The sequence below is a fragment of the Entomohabitans teleogrylli genome (assembly GCF_001484765.1).
Taxonomy (GTDB): Bacteria; Pseudomonadota; Gammaproteobacteria; order Enterobacterales; family Enterobacteriaceae; genus Entomohabitans; species Entomohabitans teleogrylli.
Genome location: NZ_LLXO01000013.1, coordinates 125941 through 148421, shown reverse-complemented (window position 1 = coordinate 148421; position 22481 = coordinate 125941). Strand labels below are relative to the sequence as shown.

Here is a 22481-nt window from a genome sequence, read left to right as displayed (position 1 = left end):
TTAGCGATCCACATCAGACATAACAAAATCGATACTACCCAGATGGACTATCAGGTCAGACACCAGGCTGCCGCGCACCACGGCCGGGATCTGCTGCAAATGCGCATAACTCGGAGTGCGGATACGGGTACGGTAACTCATGGTGCTACCGTCGCTGGTCAGGTAGTAACTGTTGATCCCTTTGGTTGCCTCAACCATCTGGAAGGATTCGTTAGCCGGCATTACCGGGCCCCAGGACACCTGTAGGAAGTGGGTGATCAGGGTTTCAATATGCTGCAGCGTGCGCTCTTTCGGCGGCGGCGTGGTCAGCGGATGATCCGCTTTGAATGGGCCTTCCGGCATATTATTGAGGCACTGCTCAAGAATGCGCAGACTCTGGCGCAGCTCTTCTACTTTCAGCATCACGCGGGTATAGCAGTCGCTGACGCCGCCGCCCACCGGTACTTCAAAGTCAAAGTTCTGGTAGCCGGAATACGGGCGAACTTTACGCACGTCGAAATCAATCCCGGTCGCGCGCAATGCCGCGCCGGTACAGCCCCACTCCAGCGCCTCTTTCGCCGTGTAGGCGGCAACGCCCTGAGAACGGCCTTTCAGAATGGTATTGCGCAGCGCGGCCTTCTCGTAAGAGTCCAGGCGCTTCGGCATCCAGTCGAGAAAATCACGTAGCAGTTTATCCCAGCCTTTCGGCAGATCGTGCGCCACGCCGCCAATGCGGAACCATGCCGGATGCATACGGAAACCGGTGATGGCCTCCACTACGTCGTAAATTTTTTGCCGGTCGGTAAAGGCAAAAAACACCGGCGTCATGGCGCCGACGTCCTGAATGAACGTCGAGATGTACAACAGGTGGCTGTTAATACGGAACAGTTCGGAAAGCATGACGCGAATAACATCCACGCGCTCCGGCACCACAATGCCCGCCAGCTTTTCTACGGCCAGCACATACGGCATTTCATTGACGCAGCCGCCGAGGTATTCGATACGGTCAGTGTAGGGAATGTAGCTGTGCCAGGACTGGCGCTCACCCATTTTCTCAGCGCCGCGGTGGTGATAGCCGATATCCGGTACGCAGTCGACAATCTCTTCGCCATCAAGCTGCAGAATGATACGAAATGCCCCGTGGGAGGATGGATGGTTCGGCCCGAGGTTGAGGAACATGAAGTCCTCATTTTCACTGCTGCGCTTCATCCCCCAGTCTTCTGGTTTGAAGGTCAACGCCTCCATTTCCAGATCTTCTTTCTGCTTCGTCAGGACAAACGGATCGAATTCGGTGGCGCGCGCCGGGTAGTCTTTACGCAGCGGGTGTCCTTCCCAGGTCGGCGGCATCAGAAGACGCGTCAGGTGAGGATGGCCTTTAAACGTAATGCCGAACATCTCCCAGGTCTCACGCTCGTACCAGTTAGCGTTAGGAAACAGGGAGGTAAAGGTCGACACGTTGAGATCGTTTTCCGCCAGCGCCACCTTCAGCATGATGTCGCGGTTGCGTTCAACGGAAATCAGGTGATAGAAAACAGAGAAATCTGCCGCCGGCAGCCCGGCGCGGTGGGTGCGCAGACGCTCATCCATCCCGTGCAGATCGAACAGCATCGAATACGGTTTCGGGAGTTTGCGCAGGAAATCGCCGACTTCCAGCAATTGCTCACGCTTCACCCACACCACCGGAAATCCGGTGCGGGTAGCCTGAATGGTAAAGGCATCCGGCCCAAAACGGTTACGCAATTCGCCAATCACAGGATCATCAAGATGATCCCGGGTCTGCCATGCTGGCTGAGCGGCTTCTTGCGCGGTTAAATCGGTCATATTGTTCACCATTGCAAATGGTTTCTGGTGACTGTGCGGTGTGGCTTCGCGCTATAATTTATTGGTTTGCAAAGAGATTGCCCACGATGCACAGGCGCATATTAAATTTCGTCTGGTGTTCGCAGGTTAGTAACGGCAATGCGTTCCCCGCGCTTGCGCTCTTTTTCTGACTGCATGTTGGCGCGGTATACCCCCTGATCGCCAACCACCCAGGAGAGCGGGCGGCGCTCTTTGCCAATCGACTCCTGCAGCAGCATCAGCGCCTGCATATAGGCTTCCGGACGCGGCGGGCAACCGGGAATATACACATCGACCGGGATGAATTTGTCCACGCCCTGCACCACTGAATAAATATCGTACATCCCGCCGGAATTAGCACAGGCCCCCATGGAAATCACCCACTTCGGCTCCAGCATCTGGTCGTAAAGACGCTGAATAACCGGGGCCATTTTGGTAAAGCAGGTGCCGGCCACAACCATCAGGTCCGCCTGGCGCGGCGAGGCGCGCAGTACTTCCGCCCCAAAACGCGCTACGTCATGCACGGCGGTGAACGAGGTCACCATCTCCACGTAGCAGCAGGAAAGCCCGAAGTTATACGGCCAGATTGAGTTCTTACGGCCCCAGTTCACCATGTCGTGCAGGGCATGTTCGAGCTTGCCCATGTACACGCTACGGTGTACGTGCTGCTCCAGAGGATCGGTCACAATCTCCTGTTTTTGCAGGGGATAACGGTCATTCTCACCGTCGGGATCTATGCGGGTGAGCGTATAGTCCATCTTATTGCCTCGCTTTTACTGCGTATGACGATTAGTAACGCGGGTAGCGTCATGGTTAACCAGCTCGCGACGTGAGCGCGCGGGCGTCCAGTCCAGAGCGCCGATGCGTACCAGATAAACCAGACCAGCCAGCAGTACTAAAATGAAAATAGCGGCTTCGACGAACCCTACCCAGCCGCTTTCGCGAATGGAGGTTGCCCACGCATAGAGATACAGGGCTTCGACGTCGAAGATAACGAAAAACATCGCCACCAGATAAAACTTGGCGGAGAGACGTAAGCGGGCAGTACCGACAGAGTCAATACCGGATTCAAACGGGGTATTTTTATGGCGCCCGCGCGCCCTGCCGCCGAGAAACCAGGCGCCGGCCAGCATCAGGCAACACAGACCAATGGCAACGATAAAGAAGATAGCGAACGCCCAGTGGTGAGCAATAACTTCAGTGGATGTAGACATACTCATTGCTTACTCATCAAAAGCGGCGCTGTATCCACTGCTCTGACTGGCAGGTGAACGCCGCATCGATACAAAGGGAGGAGAAACCGTAACAACCGCCGCCAGAATTCAGACAGGCAACAATTTTGTTGAGGGTTTTACTCCTTTCCATAACCTTTTGTCAACTTTGACAAAAGTTACCACACATTAGTTTACAAAAACTCAAATTGTTTAACATTTCATGCCGGTCATGAAATCGCTCTCATTTCAGAGGGATTGTTGACCAGTTGAATCGTGTCCGTACCTCATGGAACATTCCTTTGTCCCCCTATTCTGGCAGGAAATGTTGTATATTCCTGCCCCCACGAAGGAGTAATTTTTTGATCCAGGACACGGTTTTGTTAATTCATATAAAAAAGAAACAACATTTCATATTTTTGTTTAACATTACCACCTCCGATCCTGGCGCCATTTTCGGGCAAAAAATCACCAGATGAGACGATTACCTCGTAATTACTGAGTGTTTCATTCGGGAATTCACATACTAAGGGTAATTGATCGACAAAAAAAGGCCACCCGCAATGTTTTTCATCACGGATGACCTTTTTTTACAGCTATACAGAGAAGGGAAAAACCTGCTACCGATATGATATCTGGCGGTTATTCAATGTCCCCTTCGATTAACATTCCTTTATCGCCCTCACCGTTTGATGCCACATAATGGTAAGGACTCTCGGTATTCTCCATGGCAAAAAACACCGCTTCCGCCAGTTCATTGTTGCACCTGGGGCTGCGGCACAGCAGATACTGAGTATCGGGCAGTGAAGGAAGACCATCGGACTTCCCCAGCACCCGTAGTTCCTGACTCATCATCTCAACCGGCCTTGCGGTAACGCCCAGACCGGCCTTAACAGCAGCGCGTACGGCGGCCAGCGTGGAAGCGACATAGGAAATGCGCCAGGGAATATTAGCGGCATTGAGGTGTTCAATAATCATATCGCGATACGGACTGGGTTCATCCAGCAACACCAGCGGCACAGACTCCCCGTTCAGGAAAACGTAATCCGCGGCACAGTACCATAGTGTTGGCGATGTCCTCAGCACAATACTCTGAGAACCAGGCGATTTCGCAGTTGTAACGACTAAATCGACCTCCTGCTGATTGAGCGTTTCCATGATAAACGGATTTCGCTTAACCCGAACATCCAGCGCCAGCTTGGGGTAAACGGAACTTACGCGATTCAGCACATAAGGGAGAATGGTATCCGCAGATTCATCTGACGCGCCTATCGTCAACACCCCCTGCAGGTTATTAAACATCAGGGAGGTACAGGCTTCATCGTTGAAGCGCAGGATCTTACGAGCATACCCCAGCAGTTGAATACCATGCTCGGTCAGGAGTTTGTTACGCCCGTGGCGGGCAAACAGTTCTTTCCCTACCAGTTGTTCCAGCCTCTGCATCTGCTGGCTGACCGCCGACTGGGTACGGCATACCGCGGCGGCGGCGGCGGCAAAAGTGTTCAAGTCGGCCACGGCGACGAATGTTCTTAGCAGATCAAGATCCAGATTGAGTATCGGACGATTAGCATTAATCATAATTTAATTCACTCGTAGGTTGCTCATTCTGGAGCTGCCCCGGTACTGTTGCTATGTGTCTATACTCGCCATCCCTTCATGCCGCAGGCGCGTCGCTGACGACCCACGCTTTGCCTTTAACGGATGTCTGCGCCGCTGCGTGGCATCCGTTCTGTAACCTGAAGGGTTGTTAGAGTATTTTTAACAAATAAAGCAATTCCATTTGAAGCATGCATCCAGCCTGTTTTTGCTTGTGCCTTAACGGCATCCTGCGCAATATTTCGTTCGCCGTATTGTTTACTGACAAGCAACTTTTATTGTCTTTGCGAACTTACAGAGAATAATATGCCGCGACTGCCAACATACAAACTTTCTCTCTGAACTGCCAGTCAGATTAATTAAAATCCGGCCACTTTTGTAAATTAATGTCGGGGAAACTTTTTCCCTCTTTACCTGTTAACTAATGGCCGTTCGGTGTAAAGAAAATCTAAAGAATCCCGGAGAGAGTAGATGGAAGGTGTCCTTTCATACTTTGAGGAGGCTAACTCAACTCGCACCGGATATCCTTATCGTACACCGGGTTTTACCGCAACCCGCAGGGGCACTTGCCAGCTATCTTAGCGCAAATTTAATCAAACGATAAGTTTTTATACGAATAATCTGATCTTATTCTCCTTTTATCTCAGTGCCCGGGCTGCTTCTTTGTCAAATTTCTACATCATCCATCACCCATAGCAATAAAAGCTAATCTCTGGTTACACTCACATTCACTCATTACATTAATAACCAATATTCCCTACATTTCATTAACTCTGCTAATGATTGATTCCGAAAAAGCCGTAGATAACTGTTTATAGTTACTAATGTAAATTACGGCCATCAATAATAATTAACTGATAAAGATTTTCCTGACTTTCATTGCTTTTCATTTCCGGCGCTCTCTGTCGCCAGCCGCAGAACATCATATTATGGATAATAAAAATAGCAGAATATCTGTTTACCCTTAAGCCGGTATCGCCTCACTAAAATTTACCGACCTTCGTTAGCCGATAACAACTTTTCTCCTGACCAACCTTCAAAACTTCGCGTCACAGGAGTAAATTTAAAACAATGCGCTTCCACGGCAGGAAGTCAGCAATTACACAATAAGGTCAAAGATCCATGTCTCCTATCGAAAAATCCAGCAAGCTCGACAATGTCTGTTATGACATCCGCGGCCCGGTACTGAAAGAGGCCAAACGCCTGGAAGAAGAAGGCAATAAAGTCCTGAAGCTTAATATCGGCAACCCGGCGCCGTTTGGCTTTGACGCCCCGGACGAAATCCTGGTGGACGTTATCCGCAATCTGCCTACCGCCCAGGGTTACTGTGATTCAAAAGGGCTCTACTCGGCCCGCAAAGCCATCATGCAGCACTACCAGGCCCGGGATATCCGCGATGTGACCGTGGAAGACATCTATATCGGCAACGGCGTTTCCGAACTGATCGTACAGTCCATGCAGGCGCTGCTGAACAGCGGCGACGAAATGCTGGTGCCGGCGCCGGACTACCCGCTGTGGACCGCGGCGGTCGCGCTGTCGAGCGGTAAGCCGGTTCATTACCTGTGCGACGAATCCGCAGGCTGGTTCCCGGACCTTGACGACATCCGCAGCAAAATTACCCCGAGAACCCGCGGGATTGTCATCATCAACCCGAACAACCCCACCGGAGCGGTGTATTCACGGGAACTGCTGGAAGAGATCGTGGAAATTGCCCGCCAGCACAACCTGATCATTTTCGCCGACGAAATTTACGACAAAATCCTTTACGACGACGCGCAGCACCACTCAATCGCCGCGCTGGCGCCGGATCTGCTGACCGTCACCTTTAACGGATTATCGAAAACTTACCGCGTGGCGGGTTTCCGCCAGGGCTGGATGGTGCTGAGCGGACCGAAAAAACACGCCAAAGGTTACATTGAGGGACTGGAGATGCTCGCCTCAATGCGCCTGTGCGCCAACGTTCCCGCTCAGCACGCCATTCAGACCGCGCTGGGGGGATATCAAAGTATCAGTGAGTTCATCATCCCCGGCGGCCGTCTTTATGAGCAGCGCAACCGCGCCTGGGAGTTGATTAACGATATTCCCGGCGTTTCCTGTGTGAAACCCCAGGGCGCGCTGTATATGTTCCCGAAAATTGACGCGAAACGCTTCAATATCCACGACGACCAGAAAATGGTGCTGGATTTCCTGCTACAGGAAAAAGTCCTGCTGGTCCAGGGCACCGCCTTCAACTGGCCATGGCCGGATCACGTGCGTATCGTGACCCTGCCGCGGCTCGACGATCTGGAAGCCGCAATTGGTAAATTCGGCAACTTCCTGTCCGGTTACCATCAATAACGCTCTGCGGGGGAAGAATTTGCATCTTCCCCCCTTCTCGCCGCACAATAGTTTTCCCATGCGGTAAAAACAGAGTGCACCATGAATCAGAGCCATTTTTTCGCCCATCTTTCCCGTCTGAAACTGATCAATCGCTGGCCCCTGATGCGCAATGTGCGTACTGAAAATGTTTCCGAGCATAGCCTGCAGGTCGCCATGGTCGCCCATGCGTTGGCGGCGATAAAAAACCGCCTGTTTAACGGTAGCGTCAGCCCGGAGCGTATCGCGCTGCTGGCGATGTACCACGATGCCAGCGAAGTGCTGACCGGGGATTTACCCACGCCGGTAAAATATTTTAATACCCAGATCGCCCATGAATACAAAGCGATAGAAAAAATCGCCCAGCAAAAACTGATCGAGATGATACCGGATGCGCTGCGTGATATTTTTGAACCGCTGATCGATGAGCAGCAGTACAGCGAGGATGAAAAAGCGCTCGTCAAACAGGCTGATGCGCTGTGCGCGTACCTGAAATGTCTTGAGGAATTATCGGCGGGCAATAACGAATTTCTGCTCGCCAAAGGCCGGCTGGAAAAAACCCTGGCCGATCGGCGCAGCCCGGAAATGGACTACTTCATGGACGTGTTTGTACCCAGTTTCCACCTGTCGCTGGACGAGATTAGTCAGGATTCGCCGCTCTGATAAAACGGACCGCCTCAGCGCGAGGCGGTCTGGCGACAGAGATCAGAAGGGGAACAATAGCGGCACCATCAGCACGCACACCACCATCACAATAATGGTAAATGGCACGCCAATCTTAACGAAATCGCTGAATTTATAATTACCAGGCCCCAGCACCAGGGTATTGACCGGTGACGACACCGGCGTCATAAATGCCGCCGAAGCCGCCATCGCGATAATCATCGCGAAGGGATACGGGGATACCCCCATGGTTTTCGCCGTCGCCAGCGCGATCGGCGCCATCAGCACCGCCGTCGCGGTATTAGAGATAAACAGCCCGATAGTGGCGCATAGTACAAACAGACAGACCATCATGATGTACGGTCCATGTCCGCCGCCCACATCCATCAGCCCACGCACAATTAAATCGACCCCGCCGGTTTTCTGCAGTGCCAGCGCAAAAGGCATCATCCCGACAATCAAAATAATGCTTGGCCAGTGGATAGCCTTATAGGCGCTCTCCACGCTGACGCAGCGGAATTTACCCATCAGCAGGCAGGCGATAATCGCGGCAATAGCATTGGGGATCTCATCGGTGAGCATCAGCGCCACCATCAGCGCCAGGCAGAAAATGGCGTGCGGCGCCTGGCTGTGGGCCGGCGAGGCTTCCCCCTCCTCCACCGGCAGGTTCATCACCAGAAAATCGCTGTTCTTTTGCCCTAACTGGCTGATCAGTTTCCAGTCACCAACCACCAGCAGGATATCGCCCAGCAAAACCGGCTCATCCGCCAGCGCCCCGGAGATGGCTTCGCCATTACGCTTCATTCCCACCACGTTCAAACCATAGCGGCTACGAAAACCGATTTGTCGCAGCGTTTTACCCGTCAGTTCCGACTCAGGGATCAGCGCCACTTCCGCCATTCCCACGTCCAGCGCCTGCTCGGAGAAATACTCGCCGCGCAGCACCATTGGCTCAAGCATCTGCTCGCTACAGAACTGGCGCAGATCCACGTCGGAGGCGGACATATCGATCAGCAACACATCCCGGGCGCGGAATTCGGTCACCCCATTAACATTGACGATAACCTTACGGAAGCGGCGCCAGCGCTCAACCCCAATAACATAGGCGCCATAACGCTCGCGCAGCTTCAGATCGTCCAGACGACGCCCAACCATCGGCGAACCCGGGCGAATCGCCAGGCGTCGCGCCCTGCCCGCCAGACGATAGGTTTTAATCAGATCCCGGAAGGTACTGCGCCGCCACCCCTGCTTACCGGCCATATCGTCCTGGCCCTTCAGGGCATAGCGCGCCACCAGCATATAGCCGATGCCCAACACCAGAATAATCAGCCCGATCGGCGTAACGCTAAAGAAAGAAAAACCATTTAACCCTTCGCGCACCAGCTCGCTGCTGACCACCAGGTTCGGCGGCGTCGCCACCAGCGTCATCATCCCGCTGATAAGGCCGGCAAAGCTGAGCGGCATCATCAGACGTGAAGGAGAGGTTTTCATGCGCGCGCATACGCTAAGCACCACCGGAATAAAGATAGCCACCACCCCGGTGGAACTCATAAACGCCCCCAGCCCGGCCACCGTCACCATCAGCAGCACCAGCATTTTAACTTCACTGCTGCCCGCCACCCTCACCAGCCAGGCCCCGAGTTTAGTGGCCACGCCGGTACGCACCAGACCATCGCCGATGATAAATAGCGCGGCAATCAGAATAACGTTTGGATCGCTGAAACCGGAAAACGCTTCATTCACCGTCAGCGTTCCGCTGAGCACAAAAGCAAGGATCACCAACAGTGCGACGACATCCATGCGCATTTTGTTGGTTGCGAATAACACCACGGCAATGAGCAGCAGGGTAAGCACCCAGATCAGTTCACGGTTCACAACGCTTCCTTGATTAAGATGACGGGTAAGGAGGAGGATGCCATAAAAAAGCCCTGACAATGCAGGGCTAAATCATGAGATTAGCGATTTTTAGTGATGATGACATCCCCGTTCGCTGATTTTTGAACCGCCAGTTCATCCAGCCGTTTGATCACCAGATCGACCTTATCAAGCTGTGGGGTATCCGCGGGCGCATTAACCGCGATGACGCGGCACCCGGCGGCAAGACCGGAGGCGACGCCTGCCGGCGCATCCTCCACCACCACGCACTCCTGCGGACTGAGCCCCAGCAGTTCGGCGCCCAACAGATAAGCGTCCGGCTCCGGCTTACCGCGCTGAACGCGCTCGGCGGTGACCAGCACTTCCGGCATCGGCAGATTAGCGACGCGGCGGCGCGCGGTCGCCACGGGCACAGAACCCGAGGTCACAATCGCCCACGGCACCCCAATACTGTTGAGCGTTTCGAGCAGTGCAATAGCGCCCGGGAGCGCGGTAATACCGTCGGTATCCTCTGATTCCACTTTCTCCAGCGCCAGAAACTCGCGCTGGATAGCCTCTTCGGACTGACCGGCAAGAAAATGGCGAATTGAGGTTATCGCCTGTTTACCGTGGATAAATGCCAGCAGCTCATCATGGGAGATTGCGTGCCGATCGGCGAACTGGCGCCAGGCGCGCTCCACCACCGGCAGCGAGTCGACCAGCGTCCCGTCGAGATCGAATAAAAAACCTTTACACTTCACGGCTGCCCCCGCCTCAGGCGTTAACGATTTGATTGATTTCATTAGCGCTCAGGTGATACTGACGCGGGCAGGCATGCCAGGCGTTAAGCATGCGCAGGTATTTTTCCCACATGGGCGTCTGGGCATTAAAACCGTGGGTGCCGGCATCAAAATGCGCGTAGCGGCCTTCGATATTAACCATAAAGCGCACATAGCCGAGGTAACGGGCTTCCGTGGCGGCATCGAAGCCCAGAAAGGTGACGCGGCGTTCATCAATGGATTGCGACGCGTCTTTCAGGTTGGTCCACGAAACGTGCAACGCATGATACATCTCCATAATGTCGATGATCTGGCGACAGGTTTCCTCGGTCAGTTGACCAAATTCGCGATCCAGCTCGCGCATCTGTAACCCATAGCCACGCTCAATGATGGTCTGCAGGCGACGATAGCGTTCAGCGTTATCCGGATCCAGCATGGTCATCATTTTGTACTGATTCGACAAAATCAGACGCTGGGCATTGGTCATTTCCATTTTTGACTCCTGTAGGCAGGCCTGGCCTGCTGAAAAAGAAAACCGCCACGGGGGCGCTCAATCAATTGCCTTCACTATGCCTTTTATACAGGGGATCCTTCAAGCGGGCTGGCGGCCGGTTAGCATCTCATCAGAGGCGAATAGCGTTGCCTGACGCCGCCATCGGCTGAACTCACAAATCGTCGAGAAACGTTTTATCCAGTTGCCGGAAGGCTTTCTTCAGCGTATCCGCCAGCGCCTGGTAATCCGGCTTGCGCTCCAGCGGCGCCAGCGCCTGGCCTGCCTCCTGCAGTTTACTACGCACATCATAAAACCACTGCAGCACCGAAGGCGGCAGCGGCGTGACGGAACGTTTACCCAACCACCACAGCCCCTGCATCGGCAAACTGACGGCAAACAGCGCCGTCGCCACCGCCGGCCCGAGCTGGCCGCCCAGCGCAATCTGCCAGGTTAAAGTGAAAACCGCGACCGGCGGCATAAAGCGGATAGCGAAACGGGTGGCGCGGATAATGCGATTTTCGATAAATACCGGGGCCAGCTGTTTTTCCATCGGCCACGTCTTCGCGTAATGCTGCCCTCTGCGAAACAGACTAAACCAGCTTACTGGCGCTTCAGGGGAGTTCGACATGGCTTTACCTCAACTTCACATATAAAAAATAAAATTTTTGTGCAAGATAACAACTACTGATAACAACGTTCAAAATATTTTGTCACGGCGGCCCTCGATCGGGTATCCTGTGCCAGCCAAAAGATGGTCGTAGCCGAAGATCTATGCGCCGTCAAATTATCGCATATAACGCCGCTGTCTGAAATTCACACAAAATGGCGTAAACTCATGAGTATTTCTTACATCATGCCTGAAAAGCAGTTCAGGGATGATGTTAATCATAAATGTCAGCGTCATCATGCGCTACGCTGAAAGACTAACTGACGTTTTTTTAGCCACGTATCAAAAATAGGTACTTCCATGTCGAGTAAGTTAGTACTGGTTCTGAACTGCGGTAGCTCCTCACTGAAATTCGCTATTATCGATGCAGTAAACGGTGACGAGTACCTTTCTGGTTTAGCCGAATGTTTCCACCTGCCGGAAGCGCGCATTAAGTGGAAAATGGACGGCAACAAAGAAGAAGCCGCACTGGGCGCCGGCGCAGCCCACAGTGAAGCCCTGAACTTCATCGTTAATAAGATCCTGGCACAGAAACCGGCGTTGTCTGCTCAACTGACGGCTATCGGCCATCGTATTGTTCACGGCGGTGAGAAATACACCCGCTCGGTGGTTATCGATGAGTCGGTCATTCAGGGTATTAAAGACGCGGCGCCGTTCGCTCCGCTGCACAACCCGGCGCATCTGATCGGTATTGATGAAGCGCTGAAATCATTCCCGCAGTTGGCCACCAAAAACGTGGCGGTATTTGACACCGCGTTCCACCAGACCATGCCGGAAGAATCTTACCTCTATGCCCTGCCGTACAAACTGTATAAAGAACACGGTATCCGTCGCTATGGCTTCCACGGCACCAGCCACTACTATGTGACCCAGGAAGCGGCCAAAATGCTCAACAAGCCGGTGGAAGAGGTTAACATCATCACCTGCCATCTGGGCAACGGCGGTTCGGTTTCCGCTATCCGTAACGGCCAGTGCGTCGATACTTCTATGGGTCTGACCCCGCTGGAAGGTCTGGTGATGGGTACCCGCTCCGGCGATCTCGACCCGGCGATTATTTTCCATCTGCACGATACTCTGGGCATGAGCGTTGACGCGATCAACAAGCTGCTGACCAAAGAGTCCGGTCTGCAGGGGCTGACCGAAGTGACCAGCGACTGCCGCTATGTGGAAGATAACTACCACGACAAAGCCGACGCGAAGCGTGCGATGGATGTTTACTGTCACCGTCTGGCCAAATACATCGGCTCCTACACCGCGCTGATGGATGGCCGCCTTGACGGTATCGTGTTCACCGGCGGAATCGGTGAAAACGCCGCCATGGTGCGCGAGCTGACGCTGGACAAACTGGGCGTGCTCGGCTTTGACGTCGACCATGAACGTAACCTCGCCGCCCGTTTCGGCAAGTCCGGCTTTATCAACAAGGAAGGCACCACCCTCGCCATGGTCATTCCGACCAACGAAGAGCTGGTTATCGCTCAGGACGCATCCCGCCTGACGGCCTGATTTCTCCACCGCCAGCCTCGCTGGCGGTGTTGTTTTACGTCACGCCAGAAACCGTTCTGACGTTAACGAGAGAGGTTACATCGTGTCCCGTACAATTATGCTCATTCCTACCGGAACCAGCGTCGGTCTGACCAGCGTCAGCCTCGGGGTTATCCGCGCTATGGAACGTAAAGGCGTTCGCCTGAGCGTCTTTAAGCCCATCGCCCAGCCGCGCTCCGGCGGCGATGCGCCAGATCAGACGACCACTATCGTGCGCAACAACTCTTCCCTGCCCGCCGCAGAGCCGCTGAAGATGAGCCACGTCGAATCTCTGCTGTCCAGCAATCAAAAAGATGTGCTGATGGAAGAGATCATCGCTCGCTACCATGAAAACACCAAAGACGCCGAAGTGGTGCTGGTGGAAGGCCTGGTGCCAACCCGTAAACATCAGTTTGCCCAGTCCCTGAACTTCGAAATCGCCAAAACGCTGAACGCGGAAATCGTTTTTGTGATGTCCCAGGGCACCGATACGCCGGAACAGCTCAAAGAACGTATTGAACTGACCCGCAGCAGCTTCGGCGGCGCTAAAAACGCCAATATCACCGGCGTTATCATCAATAAGCTGAACGCGCCGGTAGACGAGCAGGGCCGTACTCGCCCGGATCTGTCGGAGATCTTCGATGACTCTTCGAAAGCCAAAGTGGTCAACATCGATCCGCAGAAGCTGCAGCAGGCCAGTCCGCTGCCGCTGCTGGGCTGTATTCCGTGGAGCTTCGATCTGATTGCCACCCGCGCTATCGATATGGCTCACCACCTGAAAGCCACCGTGGTTAACGAAGGTGATATCAAAACCCGCCGCGTCAAATCCGTGACCTTCTGCGCGCGCAGCATCCCGCACATGCTGGAGCATTTCCGCCCGGGTTCCCTGCTGGTGACCTCCGCCGACCGCCCTGACGTACTGGTCGCCGCCTGCCTCGCCGCCATGAACGGCGTGGAGATCGGCGCCATTCTGCTGACCGGCGGTTACGAAATGGATGCCCGTATCGGTAAACTGTGCGAACGCGCTTTCGCCACCGGCCTGCCGTTATTTATGGTCAATACCAACACCTGGCAAACCTCTCTGAGCCTGCAGAGCTTTAATCTGGAAGTCCCGGTGGACGACCACGAGCGTATTGAGAAGGTGCAGGAGTATGTGGCCGGCTACATCAACAGCGAATGGATCGACTCGCTGTCCGCCTCTTCCGAACGCAGTCGCCGCCTGTCTCCGCCGGCATTCCGCTACCAGTTGACCGAACTGGCGCGCAAAGCCGGCAAACGCGTAGTGCTGCCGGAAGGCGACGAGCCGCGTACCGTCAAGGCGGCGGCGATCTGCGCCGAGCGCGGTATCGCAACCTGTGTGCTGCTCGGCAACCCGGACGAGATCACCCGCGTTGCGGCGGCCCAGGGTGTTGAACTGGGTACCGGTATCGAAATCGTCGACCCGGAAGTGGTGCGTGAAAGCTACGTTGCCCGCCTGGTCGAACTGCGTAAAAACAAGGGCATGACCGAAACCGTCGCCCGCGAACAGCTGGAAGACAATGTGGTGCTCGGCACCCTGATGCTGGAGCAGGACGAAGTGGACGGTCTGGTGTCCGGCGCGGTTCATACCACGGCCAACACTATTCGCCCGCCGCTGCAGTTGATCAAAACCGCCCCCGGCAGTTCGCTGGTCTCCTCGGTGTTCTTTATGCTGCTGCCGGAACAGGTTTACGTGTACGGCGACTGCGCCATCAATCCGGATCCGACCTCGGAGCAACTGGCGGAAATCGCCATTCAGTCAGCGGATTCCGCGGCAGCGTTCGGCATTGAGCCGCGCGTGGCGATGCTTTCCTACTCCACCGGTACCTCCGGCGCGGGTAGTGACGTCGAGAAAGTGCGTGAAGCCACCCGTCTGGCCCAGGAGAAACGTCCGGATCTGATGATCGACGGCCCACTGCAGTACGACGCCGCGGTGATGGCTGATGTGGCGAAATCCAAAGCGCCGGACTCACCGGTTGCCGGTCGCGCCACGGTGTTTATCTTCCCGGATCTCAACACCGGCAACACCACTTACAAAGCGGTACAGCGTTCCGCCGACCTGATCTCCATCGGGCCGATGCTACAGGGCATGCGTAAGCCGGTGAACGATCTGTCCCGCGGCGCGCTGGTAGACGATATTGTCTACACCATTGCGCTGACCGCGATTCAGGCGACCCAGATGTAAGCGGGTTTTAGCTGGTCATCAATGCCGGCCAGTGCCAACTGCGCCGGCATTTTTTTCGCCGCTACGGCGACGCTAAGTCAATAGCGCATTCATCTATCAGCGATTTTCTTTTTCTTATTTTTCTCCTGAACAGGTCATTTTTTCACCACAAAAAATTAGCACGCTATGCTTACTTAAGAGTTTTCTAAAATTTTTAACGACCTGTATCACATAACCCAATCGCGGCATCCTGGCCCGGTATCACCTTTGATTTTCATCATCTTTTCCCGCGCCATAACCATCAAAATATTTTATCCCTCTGGAAGTTCAATCACTCAGGAGATTATAAAAAATGGATAATCCATTAACCCCCCGTCAGGAGAAAGTCGGCCCCGGCGCCTGGTTTTCACTGGCATTTGCCGCAGTCTTTTTTTCCGGCCTGTTAGGCGGCAAAGAATGGTACGGCGTTTTTGATTTCACCACCCTTAACGGCGCCTTCGGGAAAGTAGTCAGTAAAGTCAGTACCAACGACGGCCAGCTGGAAACCGCCTTCAGCGCTTTCCGCGGTGCGGGCGGCCACGGCGCCATGGACGGTTTTCTGTTCGCCCTGGGCTTGATTCCGGCGGTAATGTTTGCCCTCGGGATGATTAATGTCCTGGAGCACTATGGCGCGCTGCGGGCGGCGCGCAAACTACTGACGCCACTGCTGCGTCCGCTGATGGGTATCCCCGGCGCCACCGGACTGGCTCTGATCGGCAGCCTGCAAAGCACCGATGTCGGCGCTTCCCTGACCCGCAATCTTGCCGATGAGAATGTGATTAGCGAAAAAGAAAAAGACATTTTCGCCATGTTCCAGTTTTCCGCCGGCGCCATGATTACCAACTTTTTCTCCTCCGGTGCCATTATCTTTACCCTTATCGCCGTCGATGGCTCCACAGTGGTTCCCACCTCCATCGGCGCCTGTATCGCCGTGATGTTTATCATGAAAATCGTTGGCGCCAACCTGATGCGGCTGTGGCTAAGCGTCGCCCCGGGAAAGAAAACTGACACCACCACTTCACAGGGAGAAACATCATGAGCGCACCCACCTCTAACCCGGTCATTACCGATATCTTTGTCGAAGGCGCGCGCAAGGGCTGGAATATCGCTACCACCAGCACCCTGCCCAATGTGGTGATGGCGTTCATTATCATAAAAGCGCTGAACATTACCGGCGCGCTGGACGCCATGGGGACCCTTTTCGCCCCGGTGATGGGCCTGTTCGGCCTGCCGGGCGAAGCCGCCGCGGTGCTGATTGGCGGCTGGATGTCGATGGGCGGCGGCGTCGGCGTGGCCATCGGGCTGTTTGATAAAGGCGTCCTGACCGGGGAGCATCTGGCTATTCTGGCGCCGGCGATTTACCTGATGGGTTCCCAGGTACAGTACCTCGGGCGCATTCTTGGGGTTATCGGCACCAACGCCCGGCGCATCCCGGCGATGATTATCATTTCCGTCATCAATGCCATGCTCGCCATGCTGCTTATGCGCGTCATTATCTGAAGCAAAAGGAATGTCGAATGGATCTGCAACAATACATCAAAGAGCTCAGCCTGCTGGTTAATGAGGACTGTGGTACCCGAACCCCTGCCGGGGTGGCGAAAATCGCCGCTATTCTCGACGAACTGTGGCGAGACGCAGGCTGGCATACCCGCACCGTCAACCTGGGCGAAGAAGTCGGTCCGGGCCTGCTGGTCACCAATAAGCCAGATGCCGAACGTTTCGATGTTCTGCTGGTCGGCCATATGGATACCGTCTTTCCGCCGGGTACTGTGGCGCAGCGCCCGCTGACCCATGACGAGCAGCGTCTCTATGGGCCTGGCGCGTCGGATATGAAGTCCGGCCTGCTGAATATTCTCTGGGCAATGCGCGATATGCCGCCGGAAGAGCTGGCGCGTCTTTCCATCGCTATTGCCATGAACCCGGATGAAGAGACCGGCTCGGTTCATTCCCGCGAATGGATTGGCCAACTGGCGCAGCGCGCCAGCGTCGCCCTGGTCTGCGAAGCCGCCCGGGTCGACGGTTCTCTGGTGAAAGCGCGTAAAGGCATGGCCCACTACCGGTTGACCTTTAGCGGCGTGGCCGCCCATGCCGGTAATGAGCCGGAAAAAGGCCGCTCCGCCATCACGGCGCTGGCCAATGCCGTCCTTGCCGTCAATGCGCTGGCCGATACCCGGCAGGGCACGACCCTGAATGTCGGCGTCATCAGCGGCGGTGATGCGCCGAATGTGGTCGCCGCCCACGCCTGCGCCGATCTCGACGTGCGTTTCTGGAACAATGAGGAACACACCCGGGTCGATGCGGCGCTCCGGGCGCTGTGCGAAAAAGGATATCTTGACGGGGTTACCACCCATCTGTCCTGCATGTCCCACACCCCGGCCATGACGCCGGGCGCCGGTACTGAAGAGCTGATGGCGCTGGTTGAACGCGCCGGTGAGCGGGAAGCGATCAATATCACCTGGCAGGCGGTCGGCGGCGGCAGCGACGCTAACCATATCGCTACGCTGGGCATTCCCACCATCGACGGGCTGGGCCCAATTGGCGGCGGATTTCACAGCCCGGCGGAGTACCTGGAAATCGCCTCTATTGAGCCGCGCATTCGCCTGCTGCGGCGCATTGTCTGCTTACTGTGACAACAATGGCGGCCAGTCTAACTGGCCGCCTCTTTCCCGTTCATTTGGTCAGTTACGGTCCTCTGCTATTCCCGCGTTTCCAGCCTCAGAGAAATCTGTGCTGCGACTTGCTCCGGACTACTGACCCGAAAGTCGCTTTGCTCCATATTGGGTTGAACCCGGACAACAAAGCTGATGTTCTGTCCCGCGATAACAGTATCGTGCTCCACCGGCGCTACCCCTTCCTGGTTAAGCAGTGATACAGCGCTGACCGGCGCACCCGAAAGCGCCAGTTGTCCTGGCGTGCGCATTTTCACTATCTGGCGCGTTTGTCCATCGACCATCATATTTGTTACAGCTATCAACACATTGCTTCTGGCTGTAAAACGAAATTCTCCCCGCGAATCCGCATCGCCGGTAAAAAAAACGCCTACCCGCCGTGGAGAAGGGCAAACAATAGAAACCTGAATCTCCTTCTCAGACAGCCGAAAATTTCCCTGAAGATTTTTAACAACATCACCCCAGACAATTTTGCCGTATTGAATTGATGGCTGTGACACCGCCATCCGGCACTCATCATCGGCATGTACCGGTTGCACTATAGTGAATAACATCAGTAAGCAAAAAGCAGGCAAACGGTATTGCCCTGAAAAAAGAGTCATTGGCATACTCCCTGATAACGTGCATAAAACGCTTGCGGATCGGACTCCTGCTCAGGACGATAATCGATCCGACAGCGGCGCTGTCCTCCCTGTCCTGCCAGATACAGTGCTTTAAGTTGAGAGAGGTTATTCACGAAGGCCAGACCATCATCAACCACCGTCACCACATAGTTGCCTTTCTCATCCTGAATCAGAGAACCACGCGCTGCGGGAGAACCATCGGCATGCTGCACTTTAATCACCGCGCGATTCACTTCCAGCACCCTGAATTCCACCTTACCGACTGAAGCATATCCGGCAGCAATAACGCGGGTACCATTCCCGACTTCAATATTACCCGGCAGTGTCGCGTTGTTAATTTCAATCCTGGCCCGACGGTATTCTGGTAATGCGGGAACAATCGCCTGCCCTTTCGCATCGGTCCAGACAGGACCCTGCGGTGTAGCGATTTCTACACCTCGTAATGGATATCCCAGAGATACTACCGCATAAGTATCCTTCACAGCATAAGGCGAGAATGTCACTCCTTTGTCGTGCGCAACAACCCCACCACTTAATGACACGCCATAATTACGATAGTGCTGCGCTGTACCAGCATTAATATTCAGACGGGTATAATGAAAATTGCTGTAAATACTCCCATTGAAGCTATCATTTTTTTGCTGCCAGTCTCGATCATAAGACAAACTATAGCGGGAATTCTCGCTGATGTTGCCATCCGCCTGCAGACCATATCGATGATTAACGCCATCTTTCCTGATGTAACTCCCGATACTGCGGTTCTCAAAAGGGATACTCAGGTGTAAATAAAAAACATCGTCGCCACTTTTATTCACTTGACGATTCCAGGATGCTGTCACACTGGCGCGTTTAAATGATTTACTCCATGACACCATCGTTGATTGCGAATCATCATCGTCATTGCGCCCCTCACTCATTAAATAACTGAAAGCCAATGTGCCCAATAAATCCTCCGACCAGGAAATACCGACAGAATAATCTTTTTGATACACCGTTGCGTTTTTATTTAATGCCTGAGCAAGATCCCGATAATTCTTACTACGCTGAGTCGATGTGGCAAAAATACTGGTATTGTCCGCTAAAGCCAGAAAAGCGGAGATCTCGGTTCCAGCTCCCCGACGATGGCCATAATCATCATTACTGAAACTGAACCGACCACTCAACCGTAGAAAACTCGACACCTGAAATGACAGCTCTGTGCCAGCGGACTGGTAACGCCGGGACAGAAGCCCTCCCACATTGACTTTACTGCGTAAGCCCGATGTCCATGCATTGCTCGCCGAGAGTACTATCGGCATGTCGTAATCGCTTTCCATATCCCGCACTCTTCCCAGAGCGATACTCATTCCTTTCGCCCTGGCGGGTCGCTTACCCGTCAATGCCGCCGCCGGAACAACAAAATGGTGCTCACGACCATCCGCCTCCACCACCTTAACATCCAGATTGGTGGAAATACTGTTTACCGGAACATCTTCAAAACGAAACGGTCCGGCGGTCACCATCGTTGAATAAACCAACTGCCCTGACTGCCATATTTCTACTCGAGCCTGGTTCGTAGAGGCCATCCCTTCCACAACAACGCCAGAGCCGCTATCAGCATTAAGCGCCTCCTCAGGAACTAACTGAGCACCAAGGATGGCCGGGATCGCCAACAACGTATTTCTGGCATTAATCTCTCCGGCCTGTATCGACTTTTTATGGTCAACAAACGTGTGCTGCACATAAGTATATTGAGATTCATTCTGCCGTTTGCCATCGTTATCCGTCATAATATGGCGACTGCGCAGTAACCAGTCCCCCATATTAACACCTCCTTCCAGAGAGGCCTGAGAGTAGCGAGATACCTCTCCAGAATAGTGATTTAACAGGGTGAACAAGGAATAATTCATCATCCCGGCAACCCCTCCCCGGGTATATACCCGGGATGAACCGGATTGCATATCAATCGCTTCGGCCGGTACCACCATGTCAATTCGCTCCCTGGAAGGGAGCAGAACAATCTGGACCCCGTCAAACATCTCGCGATAATCCGGACAACTATTTTTAGTTTGCGTCGCGACAGAAAACCTCTTCTCAGCTTTCAGCCCGCCATCTGCAAGAAATTGCTCATCCGCGCACAGATTACCTTCATCGTTAAAGGTTGCCAGAACCATTCCGCGTTCCTTACCGTTGATGCGTAAGGCCACTAAGTGTCTCCCCGGAAGAAAACGCGCCTCCCGGGAAAAGTAATCAGCAATATTACTGTCCAGCCCTCTTTCATTAATAATGCTGGTATTAAAAATCACACTTTCAGCATATACCGTGGCAATAACGACATGTGAAGCAACAAATCCGCTGACAATGCCGTTGCACCGGCGTAATACATTGCTTATTTGCATATTTTTAATTCGTATTATTAATTTACCAACTGTGCCGTCCATGAATCGACGTCAACACCATAGCGTCCGCCGGGAACAAATTTCACCTGCTGGTCCCCTTTAATATCTCGCTGTAAATTCACAAATATCTTTTCGCCAGGCAAAATATAAGTTTTTGGTAATGAGGCTTTATAACTGGAAGGTTGCAGAATTACACCGGGGTTTAACCGAATAATGTTTCGGGTAGGATTTTCTACCGATAGCTGCCTGTTTTTAATAGACCACTTCAGCAATTTCCAGGCAGTTGGGTTAACCGGAACGGAGCGTGGCTGAATGATGACAGGAATATCCTGCTGAATATTGATAGTCAAATAATTACCAGTTTGGTCCGCTGGCGGTATCCCTTCAAACATCACGCGCTTCAGGTGTTCCCTTTTCAACTCCCCCCTGGTTTGCAGAATAAACCTGACCTGCTGTACCTGCCCAGCCTCAACCCGAATGACAGGCTGAGTAACCAGTAATTTAACAGAACGATCTTCTTCAGGAAGGTCAACAACGCGAGTATAAAGTAATACCGGGAAAGGCTCTGTATTTTTAACATTAATCTGCCCCCCCATATTTTTTTCATCGATATTCAGTAGAATTTCTTCCGGGACTACTCCTGCGGCTGCTACAGAAAAAGAAAATACACTAAAAAAAAGAAATAAAATCACACCCGAAAAAAAATTAACGTGCAACATGTATTGTCCTCCATGACAACATATAAAAACACTGTAATATTGCGACATTCAGGAGACAACCCGTCTCATAGCAACCATCTGGCAAAATAAAATTCACTCAATAAAAATCACACCACCATTCAAACCCAAGACCTCCCCCCCAAATAAACACATACTAAAGAATACTATTTCGATAAAGCTACCGGGTATTCCCGGTAGCTTTAGCACATCAGAAGTTAAAGGTAGGAAATAGAAAATGTTGTGCTACCATTAAGCTTTGAACCAGTAACCCCATTACCGAGAATAGATTTATCCTGCAGCGCGACCTGCACTTTCAGTGGAAAAGTCGCTGTTGTAAATGCTACAGGAGTAGTGCTACCGTTAATCTCACCAACGGTAAAACTTCTTTTTCTGCTGCTATTATCCAAAGTCATTAACAGCCCATCACTTAACTGACCCCAGTTAGTTGTTCCCAGAGAGCTCTCCCTGACAATGACGGGTAAAGAAATCCCATCTGCAATAGCATCCTTACCAACTATAATAGAATAAGCGCCAAGTTTAACATCGGTTGACGTTCTCCCCAATCCACCCTGAAAACTAGTGCCGCCTTCCCCTTTAATAGTAATACCAGAAGCCCTGCTTTCAGGATTATTATCCAGCGCAGAAAATAACACTTTGGCCGGATTGTCACAGGTGATAGTCAGATTCAAATCTTTTGCATCCACCAGATGTTGACCAGAGTCGGGCATTGAACTTAAATTAATTTTATCAAAATCAACCACATTACTATCCAGAGAAGGCTGGCAGGCAGCAGTAATTAACTCACCTTTTATTTCCAGATTTACAGAGTTGGCGAATACTGAACACGACGCGCCCGTTAGCGCCAGAGTCAAAAGCGTTTTTTTAAATACCATCAGTAAGTCCTTTACTTGATA

The 22481-nt window shown here is 53.2% G+C and carries 20 protein-coding genes; 7 read left to right on the top strand and 13 right to left on the bottom strand.

Going from position 1 to position 22481, the window contains the following annotated elements:
* The 5 genes from nuoC to AQ981_RS28150 all read right to left on the bottom strand — a co-directional run bounded on the left by nuoC (position 1) and on the right by AQ981_RS28150 (position 4897).
* Positions 1-1812, bottom strand: coding sequence for an NADH-quinone oxidoreductase subunit C/D (nuoC, locus tag AQ981_RS16145; protein WP_121500677.1), 1812 nt, complete (start codon positions 1810-1812; stop codon positions 1-3).
* Positions 1813-1901: 89 nt separating this feature from the next.
* Positions 1902-2576, bottom strand: coding sequence for an NADH-quinone oxidoreductase subunit NuoB (gene nuoB, locus AQ981_RS16140; RefSeq protein WP_058912770.1), 675 nt, complete (start codon positions 2574-2576; stop codon positions 1902-1904).
* Positions 2577-2591: 15 nt separating this feature from the next.
* Positions 2592-3038 (bottom strand): NADH-quinone oxidoreductase subunit NuoA, encoded by a 447-nt coding sequence (nuoA, locus tag AQ981_RS16135; protein ID WP_058912769.1) that lies wholly within the window; start codon positions 3036-3038, stop codon positions 2592-2594.
* Between the two features lie 633 nt (positions 3039-3671).
* A complete protein-coding gene (gene lrhA, locus AQ981_RS16130; RefSeq protein ID WP_058912768.1) occupies positions 3672-4607 on the bottom strand; it encodes a transcriptional regulator LrhA in 936 nt (311 codons plus the stop codon).
* Positions 4608-4723: 116 nt separating this feature from the next.
* A complete protein-coding gene (locus AQ981_RS28150; protein WP_249226324.1) occupies positions 4724-4897 on the bottom strand; it encodes a hypothetical protein in 174 nt (57 codons plus the stop codon).
* Positions 4898-5747: 850 nt separating this feature from the next.
* Here AQ981_RS28150 and AQ981_RS16125 point away from each other — a divergent pair.
* Together AQ981_RS16125 and yfbR are read left to right on the top strand one after the other, a co-directional pair.
* Positions 5748-6962 (top strand): pyridoxal phosphate-dependent aminotransferase, encoded by a 1215-nt coding sequence (locus tag AQ981_RS16125; protein ID WP_058912767.1) that lies wholly within the window; start codon positions 5748-5750, stop codon positions 6960-6962.
* An 81-nt stretch (positions 6963-7043) separates the two neighbouring features.
* Entirely contained in the window at positions 7044-7643 is a 600-nt protein-coding gene (gene yfbR / locus AQ981_RS16120) for a 5'-deoxynucleotidase (RefSeq protein ID WP_058912766.1), read from the top strand.
* A gap of 42 nt (positions 7644-7685) precedes the next feature.
* Here the strand turns inward: yfbR and AQ981_RS16115 are convergent, their stop codons facing one another.
* The 4 genes from AQ981_RS16115 to yfbV all read right to left on the bottom strand — a co-directional run bounded on the left by AQ981_RS16115 (position 7686) and on the right by yfbV (position 11397).
* Positions 7686-9518, bottom strand: coding sequence for an SLC13 family permease (locus AQ981_RS16115; protein ID WP_058912765.1), 1833 nt, complete (start codon positions 9516-9518; stop codon positions 7686-7688).
* Positions 9519-9598: 80 nt separating this feature from the next.
* Complete coding sequence (locus tag AQ981_RS16110) at positions 9599-10300, bottom strand: sugar phosphatase (protein WP_082683209.1); 702 nt, start codon at positions 10298-10300, stop codon at positions 9599-9601.
* Entirely contained in the window at positions 10272-10769 is a 498-nt protein-coding gene (locus AQ981_RS16105) for a YfbU family protein (protein WP_058912763.1), read from the bottom strand. Before AQ981_RS16105 ends, AQ981_RS16110 begins: the two co-directional genes overlap by 29 nt.
* A 172-nt stretch (positions 10770-10941) precedes the next feature.
* Complete coding sequence (gene yfbV, locus AQ981_RS16100; protein WP_058912762.1) at positions 10942-11397, bottom strand: terminus macrodomain insulation protein YfbV; 456 nt, start codon at positions 11395-11397, stop codon at positions 10942-10944.
* 339 nt (positions 11398-11736) lie between these two features.
* Between yfbV and ackA the strand changes: the two genes are divergently transcribed.
* From ackA to AQ981_RS16075, 5 genes are all read left to right on the top strand, one after another.
* On the top strand, positions 11737-12939 hold the full coding sequence (gene ackA / locus AQ981_RS16095) for an acetate kinase (protein ID WP_058912761.1): 1203 nt from the start codon (positions 11737-11739) through the stop codon (positions 12937-12939).
* A gap of 82 nt (positions 12940-13021) precedes the next feature.
* The gene (gene pta, locus AQ981_RS16090; RefSeq protein ID WP_058912760.1) at positions 13022-15160 is read left to right on the top strand and encodes a phosphate acetyltransferase; all 2139 of its coding nucleotides are present in this window, start codon (positions 13022-13024) and stop codon (positions 15158-15160) included.
* 331 nt (positions 15161-15491) lie between these two features.
* Positions 15492-16217 (top strand): nucleoside recognition domain-containing protein, encoded by a 726-nt coding sequence (locus AQ981_RS16085; protein WP_058912759.1) that lies wholly within the window; start codon positions 15492-15494, stop codon positions 16215-16217.
* Complete coding sequence (locus AQ981_RS16080; protein WP_058912758.1) at positions 16214-16678, top strand: YjiG family protein; 465 nt, start codon at positions 16214-16216, stop codon at positions 16676-16678. The genes AQ981_RS16085 and AQ981_RS16080 overlap by 4 nt, the downstream gene beginning before the upstream one ends.
* Positions 16679-16695: 17 nt before the next feature.
* On the top strand, positions 16696-17808 hold the full coding sequence (locus tag AQ981_RS16075; RefSeq protein WP_058912757.1) for a M20 family metallopeptidase: 1113 nt from the start codon (positions 16696-16698) through the stop codon (positions 17806-17808).
* A 65-nt stretch (positions 17809-17873) separates the two neighbouring features.
* On the opposite strand, the gene AQ981_RS16070 is transcribed toward AQ981_RS16075, so the two are convergent.
* From AQ981_RS16070 to AQ981_RS16055, 4 genes are all read right to left on the bottom strand, one after another.
* Positions 17874-18455 carry a DUF1120 domain-containing protein gene (locus tag AQ981_RS16070; protein ID WP_154675942.1) on the bottom strand — a complete coding sequence of 194 codons (582 nt, stop codon included), beginning with the start codon at positions 18453-18455 and terminating at the stop codon, positions 17874-17876.
* The gene (locus AQ981_RS16065) at positions 18446-20890 is read right to left on the bottom strand and encodes a fimbrial biogenesis usher protein (RefSeq protein WP_082683208.1); all 2445 of its coding nucleotides are present in this window, start codon (positions 20888-20890) and stop codon (positions 18446-18448) included. Before AQ981_RS16065 ends, AQ981_RS16070 begins: the two co-directional genes overlap by 10 nt.
* Positions 20866-21567 (bottom strand): fimbria/pilus chaperone family protein, encoded by a 702-nt coding sequence (locus tag AQ981_RS16060; protein ID WP_058912754.1) that lies wholly within the window; start codon positions 21565-21567, stop codon positions 20866-20868. Before AQ981_RS16060 ends, AQ981_RS16065 begins: the two co-directional genes overlap by 25 nt.
* A 215-nt stretch (positions 21568-21782) precedes the next feature.
* Positions 21783-22460: a DUF1120 domain-containing protein gene (locus tag AQ981_RS16055; RefSeq protein ID WP_058912753.1), complete on the bottom strand. Its 678-nt coding sequence runs from the start codon at positions 22458-22460 to the stop codon at positions 21783-21785.
* Between the last annotated feature and the right edge of the window lie 21 nt (positions 22461-22481).

What these genes read in the sequence shown, in the direction of transcription:
- AQ981_RS16085 (WP_058912759.1), top strand. Translation starts at nt 15,492, where the DNA reads ATGGATAATCCATTAACCCCCCGTCAGGAGAAAGTCGGCCCCGGCGCC.
- lrhA (WP_058912768.1), bottom strand. Translation starts at nt 4,607, where the DNA reads ATGATTAATGCTAATCGTCCGATACTCAATCTGGATCTTGATCTGCTA.
- yfbV (WP_058912762.1), bottom strand. Translation starts at nt 11,397, where the DNA reads ATGTCGAACTCCCCTGAAGCGCCAGTAAGCTGGTTTAGTCTGTTTCGC.
- AQ981_RS16065 (WP_082683208.1), bottom strand. Translation starts at nt 20,890, where the DNA reads ATGGACGGCACAGTTGGTAAATTAATAATACGAATTAAAAATATGCAA.
- AQ981_RS16105 (WP_058912763.1), bottom strand. Translation starts at nt 10,769, where the DNA reads ATGGAAATGACCAATGCCCAGCGTCTGATTTTGTCGAATCAGTACAAA.
- AQ981_RS16110 (WP_082683209.1), bottom strand. Translation starts at nt 10,300, where the DNA reads ATGAAATCAATCAAATCGTTAACGCCTGAGGCGGGGGCAGCCGTGAAG.
- AQ981_RS16075 (WP_058912757.1), top strand. Translation starts at nt 16,696, where the DNA reads ATGGATCTGCAACAATACATCAAAGAGCTCAGCCTGCTGGTTAATGAG.
- ackA (WP_058912761.1), top strand. Translation starts at nt 11,737, where the DNA reads ATGTCGAGTAAGTTAGTACTGGTTCTGAACTGCGGTAGCTCCTCACTG.
- nuoB (WP_058912770.1), bottom strand. Translation starts at nt 2,576, where the DNA reads ATGGACTATACGCTCACCCGCATAGATCCCGACGGTGAGAATGACCGT.
- yfbR (WP_058912766.1), top strand. Translation starts at nt 7,044, where the DNA reads ATGAATCAGAGCCATTTTTTCGCCCATCTTTCCCGTCTGAAACTGATC.
- AQ981_RS16060 (WP_058912754.1), bottom strand. Translation starts at nt 21,567, where the DNA reads ATGTTGCACGTTAATTTTTTTTCGGGTGTGATTTTATTTCTTTTTTTT.
- nuoC (WP_121500677.1), bottom strand. Translation starts at nt 1,812, where the DNA reads ATGGTGAACAATATGACCGATTTAACCGCGCAAGAAGCCGCTCAGCCA.
- AQ981_RS16125 (WP_058912767.1), top strand. Translation starts at nt 5,748, where the DNA reads ATGTCTCCTATCGAAAAATCCAGCAAGCTCGACAATGTCTGTTATGAC.
- AQ981_RS16080 (WP_058912758.1), top strand. Translation starts at nt 16,214, where the DNA reads ATGAGCGCACCCACCTCTAACCCGGTCATTACCGATATCTTTGTCGAA.
- nuoA (WP_058912769.1), bottom strand. Translation starts at nt 3,038, where the DNA reads ATGAGTATGTCTACATCCACTGAAGTTATTGCTCACCACTGGGCGTTC.
- AQ981_RS16070 (WP_154675942.1), bottom strand. Translation starts at nt 18,455, where the DNA reads ATGCCAATGACTCTTTTTTCAGGGCAATACCGTTTGCCTGCTTTTTGC.
- AQ981_RS16055 (WP_058912753.1), bottom strand. Translation starts at nt 22,460, where the DNA reads ATGGTATTTAAAAAAACGCTTTTGACTCTGGCGCTAACGGGCGCGTCG.